General features: G+C 62.3%; 19 protein-coding genes. 12 read left to right on the top strand and 7 right to left on the bottom strand.

The genetic code is table 11. The features are described from left to right. Positions 1 to 466: 466 nt before the first annotated feature. Genes ABIB66_RS35560 through ABIB66_RS35550 form a run of 3 tightly spaced genes read right to left on the bottom strand, consistent with a single transcriptional unit; the run spans position 467 to position 4,813 of the window. Positions 467 to 1,438: an HlyD family secretion protein gene (locus tag ABIB66_RS35560; RefSeq protein WP_354257862.1), complete on the bottom strand. Its 972-nt coding sequence runs from the start codon at positions 1,436 to 1,438 to the stop codon at positions 467 to 469. Further along, entirely contained in the window at positions 1,425 to 3,755 is a 2,331-nt protein-coding gene (locus ABIB66_RS35555; RefSeq protein ID WP_354210815.1) for an ABC transporter permease, read from the bottom strand. Before ABIB66_RS35555 ends, ABIB66_RS35560 begins: the two co-directional genes overlap by 14 nt. Beyond that, positions 3,752 to 4,813, bottom strand: coding sequence for an HlyD family secretion protein (locus ABIB66_RS35550; RefSeq protein ID WP_354257859.1), 1,062 nt, complete (start codon positions 4,811 to 4,813; stop codon positions 3,752 to 3,754). The genes ABIB66_RS35555 and ABIB66_RS35550 overlap by 4 nt, the downstream gene beginning before the upstream one ends. Before the next feature lie 406 nt (positions 4,814 to 5,219). On the opposite strand from ABIB66_RS35550, the gene ABIB66_RS35545 reads away from it, so the two are divergent. The 7 genes from ABIB66_RS35545 (at position 5,220) to ABIB66_RS35515 (ending at position 11,927) form a co-directional block, all read left to right on the top strand. Further along, on the top strand, positions 5,220 to 6,038 hold the full coding sequence (locus tag ABIB66_RS35545; RefSeq protein WP_354210813.1) for a 3-hydroxyacyl-CoA dehydrogenase: 819 nt from the start codon (positions 5,220 to 5,222) through the stop codon (positions 6,036 to 6,038). A 21-nt stretch (positions 6,039 to 6,059) separates the two neighbouring features. Then, positions 6,060 to 7,010 (top strand): 3-hydroxyacyl-CoA dehydrogenase NAD-binding domain-containing protein, encoded by a 951-nt coding sequence (locus tag ABIB66_RS35540; protein WP_354210812.1) that lies wholly within the window; start codon positions 6,060 to 6,062, stop codon positions 7,008 to 7,010. A gap of 85 nt (positions 7,011 to 7,095) precedes the next feature. Beyond that, positions 7,096 to 8,316, top strand: a complete 1,221-nt coding sequence (locus tag ABIB66_RS35535; protein ID WP_354210811.1) for an acyl-CoA dehydrogenase family protein — start codon at positions 7,096 to 7,098, stop codon at positions 8,314 to 8,316. Positions 8,317 to 8,370: 54 nt separating this feature from the next. Next, positions 8,371 to 9,222 carry an enoyl-CoA hydratase-related protein gene (locus ABIB66_RS35530; protein WP_354210810.1) on the top strand — a complete coding sequence of 284 codons (852 nt, stop codon included), beginning with the start codon at positions 8,371 to 8,373 and terminating at the stop codon, positions 9,220 to 9,222. Positions 9,223 to 9,255: 33 nt separating this feature from the next. Beyond that, the gene (locus tag ABIB66_RS35525; protein WP_354257855.1) at positions 9,256 to 10,488 is read left to right on the top strand and encodes a CaiB/BaiF CoA transferase family protein; all 1,233 of its coding nucleotides are present in this window, start codon (positions 9,256 to 9,258) and stop codon (positions 10,486 to 10,488) included. 75 nt (positions 10,489 to 10,563) lie between these two features. Then, positions 10,564 to 11,349: an enoyl-CoA hydratase gene (locus ABIB66_RS35520; RefSeq protein WP_354210808.1), complete on the top strand. Its 786-nt coding sequence runs from the start codon at positions 10,564 to 10,566 to the stop codon at positions 11,347 to 11,349. A gap of 2 nt (positions 11,350 to 11,351) precedes the next feature. Beyond that, positions 11,352 to 11,927 carry an NADPH-dependent FMN reductase gene (locus tag ABIB66_RS35515; RefSeq protein ID WP_354210847.1) on the top strand — a complete coding sequence of 192 codons (576 nt, stop codon included), beginning with the start codon at positions 11,352 to 11,354 and terminating at the stop codon, positions 11,925 to 11,927. 40 nt (positions 11,928 to 11,967) lie between these two features. On the opposite strand, the gene ABIB66_RS35510 is transcribed toward ABIB66_RS35515, so the two are convergent. The 4 genes from ABIB66_RS35510 to ABIB66_RS35495 form a co-directional block, all read right to left on the bottom strand. Further along, positions 11,968 to 12,417, bottom strand: coding sequence for a hypothetical protein (locus ABIB66_RS35510; protein WP_354210807.1), 450 nt, complete (start codon positions 12,415 to 12,417; stop codon positions 11,968 to 11,970). 61 nt (positions 12,418 to 12,478) lie between these two features. Beyond that, the gene (locus ABIB66_RS35505; RefSeq protein WP_354257852.1) at positions 12,479 to 13,810 is read right to left on the bottom strand and encodes an NAD(P)/FAD-dependent oxidoreductase; all 1,332 of its coding nucleotides are present in this window, start codon (positions 13,808 to 13,810) and stop codon (positions 12,479 to 12,481) included. 103 nt (positions 13,811 to 13,913) lie between these two features. Next, the gene (locus ABIB66_RS35500; RefSeq protein WP_354210805.1) at positions 13,914 to 15,125 is read right to left on the bottom strand and encodes a threonine/serine exporter family protein; all 1,212 of its coding nucleotides are present in this window, start codon (positions 15,123 to 15,125) and stop codon (positions 13,914 to 13,916) included. A gap of 59 nt (positions 15,126 to 15,184) precedes the next feature. Continuing rightward, entirely contained in the window at positions 15,185 to 15,544 is a 360-nt protein-coding gene (locus ABIB66_RS35495; protein ID WP_354210804.1) for a hypothetical protein, read from the bottom strand. 288 nt (positions 15,545 to 15,832) lie between these two features. Between ABIB66_RS35495 and ABIB66_RS35490 the strand changes: the two genes are divergently transcribed. Genes ABIB66_RS35490 through cyoD form a run of 5 tightly spaced genes read left to right on the top strand, consistent with a single transcriptional unit; the run spans position 15,833 to position 20,717 of the window. Further along, positions 15,833 to 16,834: a heme o synthase gene (locus ABIB66_RS35490; RefSeq protein WP_354210803.1), complete on the top strand. Its 1,002-nt coding sequence runs from the start codon at positions 15,833 to 15,835 to the stop codon at positions 16,832 to 16,834. Position 16,835: 1 nt separating this feature from the next. After that, positions 16,836 to 17,711 carry a ubiquinol oxidase subunit II gene (gene cyoA, locus ABIB66_RS35485; protein WP_354210802.1) on the top strand — a complete coding sequence of 292 codons (876 nt, stop codon included), beginning with the start codon at positions 16,836 to 16,838 and terminating at the stop codon, positions 17,709 to 17,711. Next, on the top strand, positions 17,708 to 19,696 hold the full coding sequence (gene cyoB, locus ABIB66_RS35480) for a cytochrome o ubiquinol oxidase subunit I (RefSeq protein ID WP_354210846.1): 1,989 nt from the start codon (positions 17,708 to 17,710) through the stop codon (positions 19,694 to 19,696). Before cyoA ends, cyoB begins: the two co-directional genes overlap by 4 nt. After that, entirely contained in the window at positions 19,693 to 20,325 is a 633-nt protein-coding gene (gene cyoC / locus ABIB66_RS35475; protein WP_354210801.1) for a cytochrome o ubiquinol oxidase subunit III, read from the top strand. Before cyoB ends, cyoC begins: the two co-directional genes overlap by 4 nt. Beyond that, the gene (gene cyoD, locus ABIB66_RS35470; RefSeq protein WP_502917416.1) at positions 20,322 to 20,717 is read left to right on the top strand and encodes a cytochrome o ubiquinol oxidase subunit IV; all 396 of its coding nucleotides are present in this window, start codon (positions 20,322 to 20,324) and stop codon (positions 20,715 to 20,717) included. The genes cyoC and cyoD overlap by 4 nt, the downstream gene beginning before the upstream one ends. Positions 20,718 to 20,880: the final 163 nt, after the last annotated feature.

Raw genomic sequence — 20,880 nt, 5'->3', positions numbered from 1 at the left:
AGGAGGCGGCCGAGGCGCCGCTGGCCGCAGCATCGTACATCCTGCAGGCAGAGATCGGGCGCTGTTCGGGCGCCAGCCCCACCATGGGCGGTCTGTCGCCTTGGCAGATCTTTCGCGTGCGAGCTTACATTGATAGCAATTTACATCGCACGATCCACGTCCGGGATCTCAGCGCTATCGTGCGCCGAAGCGCGGCGCACTTCTCTCGTAAGTTCAAACTGACCTGGCGATTCTCGCGGTTGCGATCGCCGCAATGATCAAGGCTGCGCCACATTTGGTCGAACTTGCCGAGGTCATCGAGAGCATCCGGAGAGACGGGGCGGGACCGCGGGTGCCAGCCGGCACCCGGCCTTCCCTGCGCCCCTTTGGCTTTGAGAGGGTGGAGCGACGAAGCAAAGCTTGGGCGAAAATGCGCCGCGAGATCGCGATGTCGCGACTGCGATCCGAATGATTTCGACGCTCGGTTCTACTTCTCAATCGAGACCGTCATGCCCGGCTCGAGGCCTGCCACCTCTGCCTCTGGGTCGAGGCGCAGGCGTAGCGTGTTGCGGTCATGATCGCCCATCACCCGCTCGGCTTGCCAGGTGGCGAAGGCGCCGAGCGGCCGCAGCTCGGTGATGACCGCCTTGGTTGCGGTATCGGCACCGTGCCGCATCACGTTTGCCGTTTCTCCCATCGCGAGACGATCGAGACGATCCTCGCGCACATTGAACGAAAGCCATTGCTTGCCCGCCGCCTCGACCATCAGGATTGGTTGACCCGCGCGAACGTTTTCGCCGACTTCGGCGGCGACGACGCTAACCACTCCGTCGGCCGGCGCACGCAAGGCCATCTTGTCAAGGCGGCGCTGGAGCACGGCGACCGCGGCGGCCGCGGCCTGCACCTGCGCGTCGGCGATTGCGCGCTCCTCCCGGGTCGGTCCCGCCACGGCCGCATCGTAATTGGCCTGGGCCTCCGCCACGCCGGCGCGTGCACTGGCTACGTCGTTCTCGGCCTGGTCGAGCGATTGCTGCGATTCAAAGCTCTGGCGCGCCAGTGTGCTGGTCCTGGTGAGCTGGGCCTGCACGAAGTCGAGGCGGGCACTGGCCTTGGCGATGGCGGCCTTCAGCGAATCGACCTGCTCGCGGCGGACGCCGGCATAGACGTTGTTGCGGTTGGCGGTTGCCGACGCCAGCGCAGCGCGTGCCTGGTCCGCCTGTGCCGTCAACTCCACCGCGGAGAGCCGCGCCAGAATATCGCCGGCGCGCACAGTGGCGCCCTTCTCGACCGCAATCGACTGGAGTTGTCCGGTCACCTCCGGCTCTACCCTGATTTCCGTCGTGCGCACGACACCGAAGAGTACAGGCGGCGATCCGGAACGATTTGCGGAATAGATGAGGGCGCCCGCGACGAGGACAAGCGGGATCGCCACGGCGGCGGCAAGCCTAGCTTTGTGCATGTCGCTGTCCTCTCTTGACAACAAAAGCCGAGATCACGGCGAGCGCGAAATAGACCAGCGCCAGCAGCCAGAGGCCGAGCCAGTCATGCGTGACCTCCCAGATGCCGGCGCCAAGCTGGTTGATGCGGACGAGGCCGTCGATCGCGGAGTCGGCGGGAAAAATCCGACCGAACGCGAGGGCCTCGTCAGGAATAGCCTCGCGCGGCCAGGCAAAGCCGGCCATGAAAAACTGCGGCAGGCTGGTCGCCAGCAGCAGGATGGTTGCGTTCTCCGGCCGCGTGAACCAGGCCCCGATCGCCTGTCCCATGAAGCTCGTTGCCAGCAGGAAGATGGTCGCGACCGCGAGGACTTGCGGCAGATGGCCGAGCGTCGAAAAACCGTAGATCCGCGGCAGCACGATGAGATAGAGCGCGACCACCGGCAGGTAGATGGTCAGGTGCGCGACGCCGCGGCCGAGCACGCCGGCAAAGGCGCCGCCTGCACCCGCCAGCGCCGAGCCGGTCAGCATCGCCGCGCCGATCAGCAGGGTCTGCTGGAGGATCAGCACGAACGCTGCCGGTACGACATAGCTCGCATAACCGCCCACCGGGTTGAAGATCGGTTGCAGCAGAACGTCGGCTGGGCTCGAGCTCGCGAGCTTTGCCTTGACCAGGCTCCCGTCCGAGCGTCCGCCGCGCGAGACCAGCTCGGACGTCAATGCGCCGACGGCCGTGGCCACGCCGCTTGCGGTCGATCTGAACAAAAACAGATAGGTGGCGTCGGCGTAGACCGGGATGTGCGCGGTGATGCCCTTGAGCACGTCGCGCTCGGTGTCAGGCGGAATCTCGACGGCGGCAAAAGCGTGCCCGCGATTGACGGCGGTGCGCGCCTCCGCGAGCGTGCGCGCGCGAACCGCAACGCTCAATGCGCCGCTCGCATCCAGCGTCTCGACCATCCGGCGGCTGAGATCGCTGAGGTCGTTGTCGACGACCGCGATAGGCAGCTTGCGAAGGATCTGGTTCAGATAGGGTTGCGGATAGTAAATGCCGTAAACCAGCGGCGCCAGGAACAGCACGCTGAAAGCGCTCCGCGTTCCCAGCACACGCCGCCACTCCGCGGTGAAGGCGCGGCCGATGCCGCGCGGCGTGGGCTCGATCGCGGGGGACTCGGCAGGTTGCGCCGTCTCGAACCAGCCCTTGCGCGTCAGGCTCGCCATGCGCAGCCATGCCAGACCGGCAAACAGCACCGCCAGCCCCGCGAGCGCCGCGAAAGGAATGGCGGAATCCGAGACCGGCAGCCCCCGCGCGGCTTGTCCGAGCAAAACGGCCATGTACCAGCGCAGAGGCAGGATCGCACCCCAGCCCTGCGCAAACGCGTTCATGCCGATGGTGGGAAAGCCGACGCCGGCGTAGCCGAAGGCGGGCGATGCAATGAGACCGGCAAGCCCGAGCCCGGTCGCGAGGTCGCGGACCAGGAGCTGGAGCAGGGCGCCCAGCGACAGATAGGCGATGATCAGGAGCGAACCGGCGGCGACCATCAGCGGCAAGTCTCCCCTAAAGGGGACTTGCAGCACGCCTTCGATGACAAGCGCCGCGGCCAGCATGATCAGGAAGAAGATGCAAAACAGCGGCGCAAGCTTGCCGGCGAGCGCTGCGACCGGATCGCCGCCGGCGCTCGCGAGCCAAGCCCGCGCATCGCGGCGGCGGAATTCGGAGCCGACCGAATAGCCCGCGGCCAGCGTGATCACCACATGGATGATCGTCGGCAGCAGCGCGCGCAGCAGGAACTGCGCATAGTTTTTCTGCGGATTGACCAGCGCAATGGTCTCGGTCGAGAGCGTCCCGATCGAAGCCGCCGCGGGCGCGGCGCGCCTGGCGGGCGCGGCCACGGCCGCCGCGGCGGACAGCGCATCGCTCAGACCCGACGAGGCGATGCCGGCCGCCGTCAGGAATTGCTGGTTATAGAACCCGACGACCTGCGGTCGGCGCTGAGCCTTCAGATCGCGCTCGAAATCCGGCGGGATGTGAATGGCCGAGATCGCCTTGCCGGAGCGGATGTCCTGCACGGCAGTGGACAGCGTCCCGGAGCGGTCGACGATCTTCAGGCTCGGCGAGGCCGCGACGTATTCCACCAGCGCACGCGAGGCGTCCGACTTGTCTTCGTCGACAATAGTCACGCCAAGACCGCGGATGACCGGATGGCTGAAGACCGTCGTGAGAACCACGAACGCAAACAGAGGCACGCCGAAGATCAGTAGCAGCGCCACGCGATCGCGAAACAGCCAGCGGCACTCACGCCGTGCGACTAGCCAGAATCCGGGCTTTGGCGCTGGCCTCATGGCCGCGACTTCCAGTCAAGATAGGCGCTCATTCCCGGTCGCAGCTCGGGCACCGGCTGCACCGGATAGGCGCGGATCGAAAACGTCCGCAGGTCGAAATCGCCGGTCGCGCGCGTCGCCCGCCAGCTTGCATATTCGCCCTTGGTGGCGATCAGCTTGACCTCGACCGTGACGGAGCGGTCGCCGAGTGCCGGAATGCGGACATCGAAGCGATCGCCGACCTTCAGGCCTTTGACGAGATCCTCGCGAAGATCGAAGTGGACCCAGAGGTCGGCCAGATCGATCAAGGTGACGAGCGGGACGCCCGGCGACACGTATTCGCCGGGCTCCACGTTGCGCTGGTAGACCTGGGAGGCGATGGGCGCGTAGACGACCAGCTGATCGATGATCGCATGGACGCTCTGGATGTCGGCGCTGGCCTTTTCGACGTTGCTCCCGGCAATGGCCCGTTCCTCCTTGGTGTAGCCGTTGACCGCTTGCTCATAGGCCGATTTGGCCTGATCGACCGCGTGCTCGCTTTCATGCAGAGCATCGGTGGCCTGGTCGAGGCGGGCCTGCGGCGCGTTGCCCTGATCGGTCAAAGTGTGCGTGCGGTCGTACGTCTTCTGCGCCAGCACAAGTGCGGCCTGGGCCCGCTCCATTTCCGCCTTCCGTGCCGCGATCACTTCCACCCGCGTTCCGACCAGCACGTTGGCAAGCTGCGCATCCGCAACAGCCTTGGCGGCCTTCATCTGCTCGTGCTTGGCCAGTGTCTCGGGATTGTCGATCTGGACGAGCACTGCGCCCGCAGCAACGTTCTGGCCGCGCTCGACGGGAATCTTGCCGACTCGTCCGTCCACGCGCGCCGCGATATCGAGCCGCGTTGCATCGACCTCGCCCTGGACGAGCAAGGGTTGAGGCCGCAACAGATAGAAGACGGAAAGCCCGACCGCGGCAGCCGCAACGACACCGACGATGATGGAGGGCGTGCGTGTCGGGCTGCGCACAGCTTTCGTCTGTCCGTCACACGACGCTTCGGGCATCGCTTGAATGTCCTTGTCAGAGCTCGGCACGTCCATGCCTGACTCCCTTTCTCATGACCGGATGGCCTTTTACTTTGTTCGGTTGTCCAGCCCAACCGCAATCGCGCGGCACTGAATTTTTTGAACCACAGCCGACCATGTGGCCTGTCCGTTGCCCGCGCTTGGACATTTGATGCCGTTACTTGTTGAAAGCTGCTGCTCTCGCATCGGTGGTCGTCTCGATGCAGCGGGAGGGACAGCGAGGGATCAAACAGCAGACCCATTCCAGCGGTGACATTCCTGTCCAAGATCAATGACGGCGATCGCGTCATAGTCGCGTCACCTGACCCGGTCCGTGGTCGGGCCAGGATGCAGGTGCGACATGCCAAACGCCGTCACGAAATCAAACCCCACAGTCCCTCGTCTCTTCGTTCTCGAGCTGAATGCGGGCTGCATTCACGCCATGAACACGGATGGCTCCGAACGAACGACCATTGTGACCGGCTGCCACCTTCCGGACGGCATCGTCGTGGATGTCGAGGCAGGTCACATCTACTGGACCAACATGGGTATCCCGAGCCTGGACGACGGGTCGATCGAGCGCGCCGACATCGACGGCAAGAACCGCAAGACAATCGTCCCGCAGGGACATACCCACACGCCGAAACAGATCATCCTCGATAACAAGGCCGGCAAGCTCTATTGGTGCGATCGCGAGGGCATGCGCGTCATGCGCTGCAACCTCGACGGTTCGCGGCTGGAGACGCTGGTCGAGGCGGGGCATGGCGAAGCCGATAGCAAGGACCAGACGCGATGGTGCGTTGGGCTGGCGATCGACCCGAAATTTGGGCGCATCTACTGGACGCAAAAGGGCCCCGATAATGCCGGGCTCGGCCGTATCTTCCGCGCGAATGTCGAAATTCCCGCAGGCCAGACCGCAGCCACCAGATCCGACATCGAGATTTTCTATGACGGTCTGCCGGAGCCGATCGACCTGGAGATCGATCACAAGAATCGGATTCTCTACTGGACCGATCGCGGCGACCCGCCGCGCGGCAACACGGTGAACCGGGCTTCGATCGACGACAAGCCTGCCGAGTCCGAGATCGTGGTGACCCACCTCATGGAGGGGATCGGCATCGCGCTCAACGTCTCGAACGATCGCATGTTCGTGACCGATTTCGCCGGCTCGATCTACTCCGCAAAACTCGATGGTTCCGGCGAGCGTAACTTCCTCTTCGCCCAGGGAAACCTCACCGGCATCGCCTACGCCGAAGTCTAACAACGCATTGGAGAGAATGACATGACCGACACCAAGCCCATTCGCCGCATCGCCATCATCGGCACCGGTGTGATCGGTGCGAGCTGGAGCGCGCTCTTTCTCGCCAAAGGACTGCAGGTCGTCGCAACGGACCCCGCACCGAACGCTGAAACCGCATTAAGGAAGTTCGTGGACACCGCCTGGCCGGCGCTGAAGCGCTTGGGCCTGTCGCCTGGAGCGTCACAGTCGAACCTGATGTTCACGGCCGATCTTCCCAAGGCACTCGCCGGCGCCGACCTTGTCCAGGAGAACGGGCCGGAGCGGATCGAATTCAAGCAGAAGCTCTATGGTCAGCTCGACGAGCTGCTGCCGTCCGATGTGATCATCGCATCAAGCTCGTCGGGTCTCACCATGAGTGAGATCCAGAAGGGCGCGGCATCCCATCCGGAACGTTGCGTCATCGCCCACCCGTTCAACCCGCCCCATTTGATTCCGCTGACGGAGATCGTCGGCGGAGCAAAGACATCGGAAGCCACGATCCGCCGAGCATCAGAATTCTACACGTCGATCGGGCAACGGACGGTGCGCGTCAACAAGGAAATGCCGGGCCATGTCGCCAACCGGCTCCAAGCGGCGCTGAGCCGCGAGATCTATTACCTCGTCGCCGAGGGGGTGGTGAGCGCCGCCGACGTCGACACCGCCCTGTCCTGGGGTCCAGGCCTGCGCTGGGGCGTCATGGGCGGCCTGATGCTCAACCATCTCGGTGGCGGTCCGGGTGGCATCGAGCACTTCTTCCAGCAGTTCACCGGTCCGATGACGGCCTGGTGGAAGACCCTCGGCTCGCCGGTGCTGACTCCGGACGTGCAAAAGAAGCTCATCGACAGCGTCCATGCCGAGGCCGGATCGCGCACCATCGCGGAGCTGGAGGCGGAGCGCGACGAAATTCTGCTGGGCCTGATCGAGCTGCGCAAGAAAGCTACCAAGCAAACCTAACGAAATCGGTGGCCTCAGCAAAATGAATCACACGAACCGTCCATCACTTTTCAGGCTTCCGAGCCGCAGCGAGGAGAGATCGCAAATGTCTACCGCAACCCCAGCAAGCAAAAGCGCCGCGACAAAGCCGGCGCCCGCACCCAATGGCGACTTCTACCAGCTGGCCGACCTTCTCACCGGTGAGGAGAGAGCGCTCGTCCATAAGGTGCGGGCCTACATGGAGACCAAGGTTCAGCCGCTCATCAACAAGTACTGGTCCGACGATGCGTTCCCGTTCGAGCTGCTGCCGTCGTTCAAGGAGCTCGGCCTCGGCGGACTCGGCTTCGAGGGCTACGGCTGCGCGGGCGGGAGCCAGAAGCTGTTCGGCTTCGTCGCGATGGAACTGGCGCGCACCGACGCCTCGTTCTGCACGTTCTTCGGCGTGCACAGCGGCCTCGCCATGGGCTCGATCTATCTCGACGGCTCCGAAGAGCAGAAGCAGAAATGGCTGCCGGCGATGGCGCGTTGGGAAAAGATCGGCTGCTTCGGCCTCACCGAGCCGCTGGTCGGTTCCGGAACGAGCGGCGGTCTGACCACGACGGCCAAGCGTGAAGGTGATACCTGGATCCTCAACGGACAGAAGCGGTGGATCGGCAACGCGCCGTGGTGCGACATCTCCATCATTTGGGCGCGCGATCTCGCCGACAATCAGGTCAAGGGCTTCATCGTCGAGAACAAGTCGACGCCCGGCTTCAGTGTTGAGAAGATCGAGCACAAGATCGCGCTCAAGGTGGTCCAGAACGGCCAGATCACGCTGAAGGACGTACGGGTGTCTGAGGCGAACCGCCTCCAGGGGGGCAATTCGTTCCGCGATACCGCGCGCGTGCTGCGGATGACGCGATACATGGTGGGCTGGGCGTCGACCGGCATCCAGATGGGCGCATACGAAGCCACCCTCAAATACGCCCAGGAGCGACTGCAATTCGGCAAGCCGATCGCCTCGTTCCAGCTGATCCAGGATCTACTCGCCAAGATGCTTGGCAATCTGACCGCGTGTCAGTGCCTAATGCTCCGCTTGGCGCAGCTCGATGACGAAGGCAAGCTTGGCGACCATCATGCCGCACTGGCGAAGGCGTTCTGCACCTCGAAATCGCGCGAGACGGTTTCATGGGGCCGCGAGGTGCTGGGCGGCAACGGCATCGTCGCCGACTACAATCTCGCGCGCTTCTTCGCCGATGCCGAGGCGCTCTACTCCTACGAAGGCACCTATCAGATGCAGAATCTGATCGTGGGCAAGGCCATCACCGGTCACGGCGCTTTCCTCTGACCTCTCAGCGGGCCGGCGCACCAGCGCCGGCTCCCCCACCCAGGAGACACGACTATGGTTTCGGGAACTGCACCGTTCACCCCTTCGCCTACAACAGCACCAAACTCTCTACCCAGAGCGGCGCTGGCCCTTGCAAACGTCCAGTACGAGAAAAAAGGTCCGATCGCCTACGTCACGGTCAATCGACCCAAAGTGCTCAACGCGCTCAACACGCCGACCTGGACCGATCTGCACGCCGCATTCGAGGACGCAAAGGCCGACGCGTCCGTGCGCGGCGTCATCCTCACCGGCGCGGGCGACAAGGCCTTCATCGCTGGCGCCGACATCAGTGAACTCGCGCATGTCGACGCCTACGAGGCGGAGGAGTCCAGCCGGTTCGGGCAAGGCGTGCTGGATCTCATCGAAAATCTCGGCAAGCCGGTGATCGCAGCCATCAATGGCTTTGCGCTTGGCGGCGGCTGCGAGACGGCGATGGCTTGCACCATCAGGATCGCCGTCGAACATGCCAAGTTCGGGCAACCCGAGGTCAAGCTGGGCTTGTTGCCCGGCGGTGGCGGTACGCAGCGTTTGCCCCGCCTGGTGGGAAAGGGTCGTGCGTTGCAGCTGATCCTCACCGGCGAGACGATCTCCGCGCAGGAAGCCTATCGCATCGGCCTCGTCAACGAAGTCGTTGCCGCAGCCAGCCTGATCGATCGTGCCGAGACAATTCTGAAGCAGATCATGGCCAACGCGCCGATCGCCGTGAAGTTCTCGCTGGAAGCCGCCAACAAGGGGATGGAGACGAGCCAGAGCGAAGGCCTTGTGCTGGAAGCCTCCTTCTTCGGCATTTGCGCCGCCACCGAAGACAAGAAGGAAGGCACCGCCGCCTTCCTCGAGAAACGTGCGCCGCAGTTTCGCGGACACTAAAACAAGGCCGCTCTCTACGAGGAGTTGGAAAGGATGCCCATGGCAAACGACAACATTTTCTCCGGGCTGAAGGTGGTCGACCTCGCGAGCTTCATCGCGGGTCCCAGCGCCGCCGTGATCTTGTCCGATTTCGGCGCCGACGTGATCAAGGTCGAGCCGCCGAGCGGCGAGCTGTGGCGACACGCGAACCATATGCCACCGCAGCCGGTCGCTGACGATGCCTATCCCTGGCATCTGGCCAATCGCAACAAGCGCGGCATGGCGCTTGATCTGAAAACTCCGGGCGCCCATCAGGTTCTCGAGAAGCTCGTCAAATGGGCCGACGTTCTCATCGTCAACACGCCGCATCCCGCGCGCAAGAAATTGAAGCTCGAGTATGAAGATGTGGTGGGGTGGAACCCGCGGCTGATCTACGCGGACCTCACGGGCTTCGGCGACAAGGGACCGGATGCGAATCTTCCCGGCTTCGATATCACGTCATACTGGGCGCGCAGCGGCTTGCTGTCGATGACGCGCGATGCCGGTGCGCCGCCGACCTGGCCGGTGGCCGGAAGCGGCGACAATGCCACCGCCGTCGGGCTCTATTCGGCGATCGTCACCGCCCTGTATCGTCGCGAGCGCACGGGGGAGGGGGCGCATGTCACGACCTCACTGCTCGCCGAAGGCGTGTGGTCCGCCAGCGTCTCGATCCAGGCAGCACTCTGCGATGCGAATTTCTTCGGGCTGCATGATCGTATGCACCCAGCAAATGCGGCCATGAACGTGTATCGCGCCAAGGATGATACCTGGTTCGTTCTCATCATCACGCCCGACAAGGTGGAGGCCGTAGCGAAGGCGATTGGCCGCCCCGATCTCCTGACTGATCCGCGATTCTCCGACCCGGCCAAGCTGACGGCGAACATGACGGAGCTCACGGCGATTCTCGACCAGACCTTCTGTTCCGAGCCGATGGCACATTGGTACGAGGTGTTCAACGGCGTGCACGTGACATTCGGAGCGGTGCGGGGGCCACAGGAGGTGATCAACGACCCCCAGCTCCGGGCGAACGATATCATCGTTCCGCTCGAGGGCGCCGGCGGCAAGCTGACATCCACGATCTCCAGCCCGCTTCAGGTGCATGGCGTCGCGAAGGTGTCGGCGAAGCGCGCCCCGAAGATCGGAGAACACAACGACGAAGTTCTCCGGCAACTGGGATTCAGCGCGGCCGAAATCGATGGTCTGCGTGCGAGCGGTGCCATTCCGAAGGCAAAGGAACACGCGGCCTAGCGCGACGGCATGATCGGGGCGGCAAGCCGCCTCGAACCTACAGTGAAATTCACCAGAGAGACCAGGATTTTGACCATGGATGAAATCGTTACCGAACAAGCCGCGGGCATTCTGCGCATCCAGTTGAACCGCCCGACAAAACGGAACGCTATGACGTCAGCCATGTACGTGGCTCTCGCAGATATTTTCAACGCGGCGGCGAATGACCAGAGTGCGCGTGTCGTCCTCTGGCATGGCGCGGGGGATTCGTTCTGTGCCGGCAACGATATCGAGGACTTTCTGAAAAATCCACCGGGCCCGGGAGAATCGCCGCAGGCCCGGCTGATGGACGCGCTGCTCAACTTCGGCAAGCCGCTGGTCGCCGCAGTACACGGCGCCGCGATCGGCGGCGGCACGACCATGCTGACGCACTGCGACTTCATCTACGCGGGCGAGAGCACGAAATTCCAGATGCCCTTTATCAATCTGGCTGTCGTTCCGGAGTTCGGATCGAGCTGCTCTGTGCCGGCGCGGATTGGTCACGTCCGTGCGGCCGAGCTGATTCTGTTGGGAACTCCCTTTGATGCCAGGCGCGCGGTGGAGTTGGGTCTGGCCACCGAAGTCGTTCCCGACAGCGATCTTCGGGCGAGAGCAACCGACACGGCCCGGAAATTGGCAACGAAGCCGGCCGCTGCGTTGCAGGCCAGCAAGAGGCTCATGAAGCAACCGTTTCGCGAGCAGATTAAGGCCGCGATGAAGGCCGAGAACGAAGAGTTCAGCACGCAAGTCCGCTCCGAAGACGCAAGAGAGGCGTTCACGGCCTTCGCGGAAAAGCGCAAGCCTGACTTCGCTAGGACCGTCAAATCTGCAGCGACTGCATGACCATGGATAACCCGATGAATGTATGCGTATTGATTGGAAGCCTGCGGAAGGCTTCGTTCAACGGGATGCTGGCGAATGCACTGATCTCGCTCGCGCCATCCTCAATGAAGCTCGACATCGTCGAGATCGGAGGATTGCCATTTTACAATGAGGATCTCGAGACCGCAGCTCCGCCGGCGCAATGGACCGCGTTCCGCCAGCGGATCAAGGCCGCCGACGCAGTTCTGTTTGTCACGCCTGAGTACAACCGGTCTGTCCCTGCGGTCCTCAAAAATGCGCTGGATGTCGGCTCCAGGCCGTACGGAAGCAGCGTCTGGGACGGCAAGCCCGGCGCGATCGTCAGCGGCTCGCCCGGGGCGATCGGAGGCTTCGGCGCCAACCATCATCTCAGGCAGTCGCTCGTGTTCCTGAATGTGCCGACGCTGCAACAGCCTGAGGCCTACCTTGGCCATGTCGACAAGCTCTTCGATGAGCACGGCAAGCTCGCCGGCGACAGCATCCGCAAATTTCTCGAAGGATTCATGCAGGCGTTCGCGAACTGGGCTGACACGATCCGATCTCAGGGGCAGCGCGTCTGACGCGGTGGGGCAATAGCAAGCTGAAACCACAGGGAAACCGTCAGAAATGGAATGGCCGCATTTGTTCGAATTCGGCGCGGCATGCGTGGCTGAAGTCATGCAGCAGATCGATCGTGCCATCGATGGCCATTTCACGCAGCTCGACGAAGCTCTTGTCCGGCTCCAGATAGGTGTCCAGGATTTTTCGGGCGACGTCTTCGGCTTGATGGACCACCGGCTTTGATGATATCGCCCGCATCGCGCTCAATTTGGCGTAAAGACTGACCAGGTTGGGAATGTCGGCTTTATCGTGCTGGAGCGCATCGATGTAACTTTTGGCGGCGTCTTCGATGAAATCCCTGTACAGGGTCTGTCGGCGAGTCTCCTCGTGAAGAACCCACTGGGCGCGGACCTGGCTTCGTTGGCTCCGCCAATTCGCTATTCCGCTCGTCAAGCCGCCCACGGCTGCTCCCGTGAGAGCGGCGAGCGCGGAGATGATTGAGGCGTCCACAGGTGCTATCTCCAACCGGCTGGAGAGGCCGGCAGTAACGGTTATCGGGCCTGGCTTTCGACTATGACGCAGACGACCGCGGCCCTTCGGAAATCAGCCGTGAGCTCCGTTGCCCCGACAGATACGACCAGAACCACTGTGTCTGAACTCGAAACCTGTTCTGAAGCTGCGGCAGCGCGAGCACGTGCAGACCGGCCCACACCAGCCAGGTCAAAAAGCCGCTGGTGCGCAAATGACCGGCCTCGAGGATGGCGAAGTTCTTGCCGACCACCGCCATATTGCCCTTGTTGCGATACCGAAACGGACGACCATCCGTGTGTCCGCTGACACGGTTGGCGATGACATGCCCGACGAATCGTCCCTGCTGAATAGCTGCCTGCGCCACGCCGGGGACGGGGTGACCATCCTGGGTCATCGTGGCAGCATCTCCCGCTACAAAGACGTTGGGGTCCTCCGCGATGTCCATGAAGGCGCCAACGAATGCGCGCCCGGCGCGGTCCGTCTGCGTTCCGAGCATTTTCACGACCGGCGAGGCGCTGACGCCTGCCGTCCACAGCACGGTGGCGCTGGGAATGCGGACGCCGGCCGCGATCACGCCCTGGTCGTCGACCTTCTCGACCTTGACCCCCGTCGACACCTCGACGCCGAGTTTCGCAAGTCGCTTGGCGGCCTTTCGCGACAGCGATTCCGCAAAGGTCGGCAGAATGCGCGTGCCGCCATCCAGCAAGACAATTCGGCTCTTGGCCGGGTCGATCTTGCGGAAGTTGTTGCGCAGGGTCACCGAGACCAGTTGAGCGATCGAAGCGGCAAGCTCGACGCCGGTCGGCCCAGCACCCACCAAAAGGAAAGTCATTTGGCGAGCGCGTTCCTGCTCGTCATCGGTTGCTTCCGCCAATTCAAACGCGCTCAGGATCTTGGTCCGGATCGTTTCGGCGTCGTTCAGGCTCTTGAGGCCCGGTGCGAACCGCGCGAACTCACCATGACCGAAATAGCTCGGACGCATTCCAGTCGCGATCACTAGGAACTCGTACGCGAGCTTTCGACTGCCAATCTCCGGGCAGATGGCCTCGACGGTACGCGCTCCCAGGTTGATGCCCTTGACTTCGGCCAGCAACACGCTGAGATTTTTCTGTTTCGCCTCGAGCTGCCGGATCGGCGCCGCGATCTCGGATGGCGCCAGAACAGCGGTGGCGACCTGGTACAGCAGCGGCTGAAAGATGTGGTGATTGCGCCGGTCGATCAGCGTGATGTCGACATCGGCCCGTTTCAGGGCCCGCGCCGCCGCGATACCGGCAAAGCCGCCGCCGACGATCAAGACGCGCTTTTTGCCCGGCGCCGCCTGTGTCGACGGCTGCTTTTCCTGCGGGAACGATTTGGTCAGAACTGTCGTCATGGGTGTACCGACTCTCTTGGGCCAGCGGCCCGTTAGGATGGATACTGGGGAGCTGCAGATTATTCTTGGATGGCGCTGCGCTGCATTGAACGGCCGTGCCTCATCATGCGGGGGAGGGCGAAAGGCGTTCGTACAGCATGCGCGGGAGGACCAGCCCGAAGGCCATGGCCATGATGATCAGAAATGCCGTGGCACCGCTCGCTACGATACTGATCAGCGGAGCCGCCGGCGCGTCCGGACCGATTGAGACCAATTCGACAAGGCCCGTCGCGGTATTGAACAGGAAGAAGCCCGGCATCAACGAGACGACGGAGGAGAAGGCGACAGCTGCGAAGGGCGGATGCAGGCGGTCGACGAGCGGCGTCTTGAGAATGCTGACGAGTATGCAGGCGACGAGCGCCCCGCTTGGAGCACTTCCCCCGGCGAGAAAGATCAGCGCCCAGCGGGCCGCATGCGCCAGCATGCCGACCGCGATCGGGAATGCCAGCAGACGCCATGGCATCGAGAAGAACGTGCCGAAGGAAGCGACGGCGCATCCTGCCGCGATCACGTCGATGACCAGGGGAACAGGCGGAGACGGTCCAGCGATCGCGAGGTCGCCGCCGGCGGCGGTGAACCTGAACAGGCCGCCGGCGCAGATCAGGAGCACGATGATGCCGGCATAGGCTAAGCGAGCGAGCCCCAGCGCGATACGCGTACGAGCAAGGTTGATCGCGCCGTTGAGGATATGCGGACCGGGGACCAGCACCATGCAGGGACAGAAGCCGACCATAGTTGCTGCATTCGATAGCTGGAAACGGCCGACTGCAGCAGCCACGACTCCGGCGATCAGCGCAGCACAAAGCGGCTGGATGAGCGGATTGTGGCTGAAGCCGGACAACCAGCGGCGGACAAGCGCCCCGATGGCGGCGCTCGATGCGATCAGCAGAAGGCCCGTCGTATCGAGCGTGCCGAATATGACACCCAGCAATGCCGCGCCGATCGCTTCGAATAAGGTAAAGCGCGGCGTGGACGCCGTCGGCAGCCGGCCAGTCGACTCGAGTGCGGATTGAGCAGCCGCGACCGGCAGCTTGCCATGGCAGATCTGATCAATCACGCGCGTGACCGCAAGGGCCCTGCCCATGTCGACACCGAGTGGCTTGGCAGGAACGATGTGTGAGACGGGCGCGCCGTCGACCTTGACGATGAGATCGCCCCAATATGGCAACACCTTCACCGCCACGCCGAGCACGCGCGCAAGGCGCTCGGCGGCGCCAACCGTCCGTTCCGTGGTCTGACCGTGAGTAAACAGAAGCGTGGCCGCCAGCGCGGTCATCTCCGATGCCGCCTCGCAGGCCGGCGGCTCGGGATACGGTGTATCCCTTTTCAGATTGGTTAATTGCGCTGCGCGGTCCAGAAGCCGGAGCATCGCTCACTTGCCGTGTGACCGCTCCATCTGCCGCCGCCCGAGGTCCCCGCAAGCCTACCCGTGCCGGACGCGAATTTCTCGTGAACCGTCACTGACGCTCGAACCGAACCGGATCGCGCAACGTATCCCCTGAACTTCACCAGATTGGGATGGGTCACGATGCCGTCGGAAATATTGACGGTGAAGTTGTAGCTGGGATCGCATGCGCCCCTCTGCGTCACGAAGACGAGATCCCAGGAGCCGTCATAGGCGGATCGCGCTTGCGCGGCCGGTGCAACGGCCATGAGGCAGACGGGTGCAATCATCCAGATCGGCGACATCTTCATCGATGGTCCTCCAAGTCGTGCATTGCGGGTATCCGAACGATGATCTGATTTAGAAAAAGCCGACGCCCGGTGCTTGTTGAAACGTGCTCAGATTGTCCTGAACTGTACATCGCAACGCGTGTCGCCATGTCGGAATTCGTCGGCGGACCATTTTGAGCATGATTAGCCCCAATCGAGCAGCCGCGTTCAATCGCCACTGAGGGGGCGAATGCATATTGCCCCCACGCATTGACAGCCGTTCGAACCGAACACGTGGGCAACACTCGTGAGAGAACACGGAGCAGCGAGATGAACTTCAAATCCACCGCTGTCCAGGCTGAGGAGAGACGGGGGCGCTTTGCGTCATCGCCTACCTCTCGTCCGCAGGCTGGACATCGCAGCGCATCCGACTTCGCCGCGCTCGCCAAGCCGCGGGTGATGGTGCTTGCCGTCTTCACCGCGCTCGTCGGAATGAGTGTCGCGCCGGCTCGCCCCGATGCGCTCACCGCTTTTGCCGCGGTTATTGCCATCGCCGCCGGGGCCGGGTCCGCCGGCGTCCTCAACATGTGGTACGACGCAGATATCGACGCAGTCATGAGCCGCACTGCCATGCGGCCAATTCCCCTCGGCAAGATCTCCAGGTTGGAGGCGCTTATCCTTGGGTTCGTTCTTGGTGGTCTGGCTGTGGTGGTTCTCGCCTGGGCGACGAACCTCACAGCAGCCGCATTGTTGGCTGGCACGATCCTCTTTTACGTCGTCGTGTACACGGCGTGGCTGAAGCGGTCGACGCCACAGAACATAGTCATCGGCGGCGCCGCAGGTGCGCTTCCGCCCTTGGTTGGGTGGGCCGCGGCAACCGGACAAATTGGGTTGGAGCCGCTGACGCTCTTCCTCATCATCTTCCTGTGGACGCCGCCGCATTTTTGGGCGTTGGCGCTCAACCGCACCGACGACTACGCGCGTGCGGGCGTGCCGATGCTGCCGGTTGTCGCGGGACGCGCTGCGACAACGCGTTGGATTCTGTTCTACAGCAGCCTTCTGGCTCTCGCCTCGGAGCTGCCCTGGGCGATCGGATCTGCAGGCACGATGTATTGCGCGATCGCCGCCATCGGTGGAGCGATCTTCCTTCTGCTCGCGGTTCGCTTGAACCGGAGCGTCGAGGCCGATCGCCACGCCGCTCCAAGACTATTTGTATTCTCTATTGCCTATCTATTCGTGCTGTTCGCGGCTCTCCTGGTCGACCATCGAGGCGAGTCTTTGTCTTTCGTGCACGCATCGCAGAATGGCATCGTCAACTTCAGAGAGGCCTGACATGCGCTATGGTTTACTTGCAATCGTCATGATCGGTGCCGCGACCCTCGGCGGCTGCGAAGGCGTGCTCGATCCGAAAGGACCGATTGCGCTGGCAGAGCGCCAAATTCTATTCAACGCCCTAGGTATCATGCTGGCGATCGTGATCCCAGTGATCGCTGCGATACTCGGCTTTGCTTTCTGGTTTCGTGCATCAAATGAGCGTGCGCACTATCGGCCGGATTTCACATATTCGGGACGCCTGGAGTTGCTGGTTTGGTCCATCCCCGCGATGACGGTGCTCCTGGTCGGCGGCGTCGCTTGGATCGGTGCACACGACCTTGATCCGGGCAAGCCGATCAGCTCAGCGGTCAAGTCTGTCAACGTTCAGGTTGTCTCACTCGACTGGAAATGGCTGTTCATCTATCCAGAACAGGGGATCGCCAGCGTTAACAAGTTGGTCGTTCCGGTTGGTACGCCGATCAGCTTCGAACTGACCTCATCGAGCGTCATGAACAGCTTCTTCGTGCCTCAGCTCGGGAGTCAGATCTACACCATGTCCGGAATGGCCACGCGCCTTCATCTGCAGGCGGACCATCTCGGAACCTATGCGGGGATATCCGCCATGTTCAGCGGTGACGGCTTTCCCGACATGCACTTCACTGTCGATGCTGTGACCGACGACGGATTTGCGCAATGGGTTCGGCAGACTGGCCTAACTGGTTCGGTACTCGATAGGCCGGCTTATGCCGATCTAGTCAAGCCGACCAAGGCGGTCGCGCCGTTCACCTATCGTAGCGTCGTCCCCGATCTGTTCAGCGGCATCGTAAGCGCTGGCACGGGCACCCAAGAATCTTCTCTCTCAATTTGTTCAACCTCGCAGAGGGCAGAGCGATGAATCTCCTTGGCAAGCTCGATTGGAACGCAATTCCCCTCCATGAGCCGATCATCATGGGCGCAACGGGCTTCATGGTCCTGGTCGTTGTGGTTGTTCTCGGGTTCGTCACGGCGAAGGGAGCCTGGCTCTACCTGTGGCGCGAATGGTTGACCTCGGTCGACCACAAGCGGATAGGCGCCATGTATTGCATACTGGCGCTTGTCATGATGCTGCGCGGTTTCAGCGATGCGATCATGATCCGCGCGCAGCAGGCGCTGGCAGCCGGCGGTGCACAAGGCTATCTGCCGCCGGAGCATTTCAATCAGATTTTCTCGGCCCACGGCACGATCATGATTTTGTTCATGGCAATGCCGTTCGTGGTGGGGCTCATGAACTTTGCGGTCCCGCTGCAACTTGGTGTCCGCGATGTCGCGTTCCCAACGCTCAACTCCGTTAGTTTCTGGCTGACTGCCTCGGGCGCGTTGTTGGTCAACATATCGTTGGCGGTCGGTGAGTTCTCCAAAGCCACTTGGTGGGGCTATCCTCCCCTGAGCGAAATGCAATACTCGCCAGGCGTCGGTGTCGACTACTATCTTTGGTCGCTGCAAATCTCCGGTATCGGCACCCTGCTGGCGGGCATCAACTTCGTCACGACAATCCTCAAACTGCGCGCGCCAGGGATGAGCTATATGCGCATGCCGGTCTTCTGCTGGACCGCGCTTGCCGCTAACCTGCTCATTGTCGCGGCCTTTCCGGTGCTGACCGCGACGCTCGCGATGCTGGCACTCGATCGCTATCTCGGCTTTCACTTCTTCACGCTCGAAGGCCAGGGCAATCAGATGCTATACTCCAACCTTTTCTGGGTATGGGGGCACCCCGAAGTCTACATCCTGATCCTGCCAGCGTTCGGCGTGTTCTCGGAAGTGATGGCGACCTTCTCCGGCAAGCCGCTGTTCGGCTATCGCTCGATGGTAGCCGCGACGATGACCATCTGCATCCTCTCCTTCCTGGTCTGGCTGCACCACTTCTTCACAATGGGTGCCAGCGCAAACGTCAACGGCTTCTTCGGCGTAATGAGCATGATTATCGCTTTGCCGACGGGCGCGAAGGTCTTTAACTGGCTGTTCACGATGTACGGCGGCCGGGTTCGGTTTTCGGTGCCAGTGCTGTGGTCGATGGGCTTCATGGTGACCTTCGTCATCGGCGGCATGACCGGCGTGCTCATGGCGGTACCTCCGGCCGACTTCCAGCTGCACAACAGCGTGTTCCTGGTCGCGCATTTCCACAACGTCGCGATCGGCGGCGTCGTGTTCGGCGTGATGGCGGGGTACAATTATTGGTTCCCCAAGGCATTCGGGTTCAAGCTCGACGAACGCTGGGGCAGAGCCTCGTTCTGGTGCTGGCTCGTCGGCTTCTATGTCGCCTTCATGCCCCTCTACGTGCTGGGCCTGATGGGCATGACCCGGCGCATGCAACATTACGACAATTTGTCCTGGCAGCCATGGTTGATAGCGGCGGCCGTCGGCACTGCTATCATCCTTGTTGGGGTCGTTTGCCAAGTCGTGCAACTCGTTGTGTCGATCCGTCATCGCGAGGAGCTGCGCGACGTGACCGGTGATCCCTGGAACGGTCGTACGCTCGAATGGGCGACGGCGTCGCCGCCGCCTGCATGGAACTTTGCGTTCCAGCCCAAGGTCGCCGGACTGGACGCTTTCTGGAGCAGCAAGAACCTCGCGCAAGCGACAACGCGCGAGCCGACGCCGACGCGCAAATATGAGCCCGTCGAAATGCCGAAGAACAGCGCCACCGGCTTTGTTACTGCCTTCTTTGCTGTGGTCGTCGGCTTTGCGCTCATCTGGCACATTTGGTGGCTGGCCATCGTCGGAGTGATGGGCGCATTCGCGACCTTGCTTGCCTTCTCGTTCCGCCGCCACAATGAAACTGAGGTGTCAGCCGAGGAGATCGCCCGGTTCGTACGATCCCACCAGGCAGGAGCCGCAGTATGAATATCGCCGTCGCAATTGATCAGAGTCCGCCAGACGCACTGCCAGGTGCGAGTGAAGCGGGACCTGCTGCAAAGAGGATTGTGGTCACCTATGGCTTCTGGATCTTCCTGCTGAGTGACATGGTCATGTTTGCAGCGTTGTTCGCGAGCTACGCGGTGCTCGTGCACTCCACGGCAGGTGGACCGACTGGCGCCCAGTTGTTCAACCAGACGACGGTCGCGATCGAAACTGCTTGCCTTCTCTTTTCGAGCTACACTTGCGGATTGATGTCCTTGGCCATCAATTCGCGCCGCTACCTCGGGACCTATGTAGGGGCTCTGATCACCTTGGCACTCGGAGCCATATTTCTTAGCCTCGAGATCCGCGAATTCCTGGGCATGATCGCCATCGGTGCGGGGCCGCAGCGAAGCGCGTTTCTGTCTGCATTCTTCACGCTGGTCGGATGCCACGGGCTGCACGTCGCGCTAGGGCTGATCTGGCTGATCGTGATGATGGTGCAGGTGGCGGTATTTGGATTCGCTGCGAGGGAGCAGCATCGCCTGCTCTGCTTCTCCTTGTTTTGGCACGCGCTCGACATCGTATGGGTCGGGGTATTCACGGTGGTTTATCTGATGGGAGTGAGTTCATGACTGAAGCTCGACACGAACGCGCGCCCGGAGACAGGCCGAGCCGCGAGATGCCCGCATCGTCTCCCTCCGAGTTTCTGGTCTATTCGATCGGCCTATTTCTAGCAATTCTTCTCACCGCCACGTCGTTCTGGGCTGCAAACACGACGCTGCTCTGGCCGGGCGGCGTATTCCTCGGGCTCGCTGTCCTCGCTATTGCCCAAATGGGTATTCACCTAGTGTTTTTCCTGCACATCAGCAGCGGGCCGGAAAGCACCAACAACGTGCTCGCGCTCGCCTTTGGCGTTCTCATCGTATTCGTCGTGATCGCCGGTACGATGTGGATCGTGGCGGATATGAATACGAACATGATGATGCCGTCGGGCGCGCCGATGAGCATGAGGATGCAACATTGAAGAGCGTCGCAGGGTGGCTGCTGCCAATCGGGCATGCCGTCCCTACGCAGCGCGTTTGCGATAGTTTTGGCGGCCCCGCCGGTCTTGGCGGCGCGACCGTCGTTTCAGGGCAGAGTGGGTTGAATTGCGTCTTAAGCGTCAGACGCGATTGATGCCCCATGCG

The sequence above is a fragment of the Bradyrhizobium sp. F1.13.3 genome, from assembly GCF_040548265.1.
In the GTDB taxonomy this organism is placed as follows: Bacteria; Pseudomonadota; Alphaproteobacteria; order Rhizobiales; family Xanthobacteraceae; genus Bradyrhizobium.
The sequence above is the reverse complement of the archived record's forward strand: the minus strand, read 5'-3'. Positions and strand labels throughout refer to the sequence as shown.

What these genes read in the sequence shown, in the direction of transcription:
- ABIB66_RS35555 (WP_354210815.1), bottom strand. Translation starts at nt 3,755, where the DNA reads ATGAGGCCAGCGCCAAAGCCCGGATTCTGGCTAGTCGCACGGCGTGAG.
- ABIB66_RS35495 (WP_354210804.1), bottom strand. Translation starts at nt 15,544, where the DNA reads ATGAAGATGTCGCCGATCTGGATGATTGCACCCGTCTGCCTCATGGCC.
- ABIB66_RS35520 (WP_354210808.1), top strand. Translation starts at nt 10,564, where the DNA reads ATGGATGAAATCGTTACCGAACAAGCCGCGGGCATTCTGCGCATCCAG.
- cyoC (WP_354210801.1), top strand. Translation starts at nt 19,693, where the DNA reads ATGAATATCGCCGTCGCAATTGATCAGAGTCCGCCAGACGCACTGCCA.
- cyoD (WP_502917416.1), top strand. Translation starts at nt 20,322, where the DNA reads ATGACTGAAGCTCGACACGAACGCGCGCCCGGAGACAGGCCGAGCCGC.
- ABIB66_RS35545 (WP_354210813.1), top strand. Translation starts at nt 5,220, where the DNA reads ATGAACACGGATGGCTCCGAACGAACGACCATTGTGACCGGCTGCCAC.
- ABIB66_RS35500 (WP_354210805.1), bottom strand. Translation starts at nt 15,125, where the DNA reads ATGACCGCGCTGGCGGCCACGCTTCTGTTTACTCACGGTCAGACCACG.
- ABIB66_RS35525 (WP_354257855.1), top strand. Translation starts at nt 9,256, where the DNA reads ATGCCCATGGCAAACGACAACATTTTCTCCGGGCTGAAGGTGGTCGAC.
- ABIB66_RS35560 (WP_354257862.1), bottom strand. Translation starts at nt 1,438, where the DNA reads ATGCACAAAGCTAGGCTTGCCGCCGCCGTGGCGATCCCGCTTGTCCTC.
- ABIB66_RS35550 (WP_354257859.1), bottom strand. Translation starts at nt 4,813, where the DNA reads ATGGACGTGCCGAGCTCTGACAAGGACATTCAAGCGATGCCCGAAGCG.
- cyoA (WP_354210802.1), top strand. Translation starts at nt 16,836, where the DNA reads ATGCGCTATGGTTTACTTGCAATCGTCATGATCGGTGCCGCGACCCTC.
- ABIB66_RS35515 (WP_354210847.1), top strand. Translation starts at nt 11,352, where the DNA reads ATGGATAACCCGATGAATGTATGCGTATTGATTGGAAGCCTGCGGAAG.
- ABIB66_RS35530 (WP_354210810.1), top strand. Translation starts at nt 8,371, where the DNA reads ATGGTTTCGGGAACTGCACCGTTCACCCCTTCGCCTACAACAGCACCA.
- ABIB66_RS35540 (WP_354210812.1), top strand. Translation starts at nt 6,060, where the DNA reads ATGACCGACACCAAGCCCATTCGCCGCATCGCCATCATCGGCACCGGT.
- ABIB66_RS35505 (WP_354257852.1), bottom strand. Translation starts at nt 13,810, where the DNA reads ATGACGACAGTTCTGACCAAATCGTTCCCGCAGGAAAAGCAGCCGTCG.
- ABIB66_RS35490 (WP_354210803.1), top strand. Translation starts at nt 15,833, where the DNA reads ATGAACTTCAAATCCACCGCTGTCCAGGCTGAGGAGAGACGGGGGCGC.
- ABIB66_RS35535 (WP_354210811.1), top strand. Translation starts at nt 7,096, where the DNA reads ATGTCTACCGCAACCCCAGCAAGCAAAAGCGCCGCGACAAAGCCGGCG.
- cyoB (WP_354210846.1), top strand. Translation starts at nt 17,708, where the DNA reads ATGAATCTCCTTGGCAAGCTCGATTGGAACGCAATTCCCCTCCATGAG.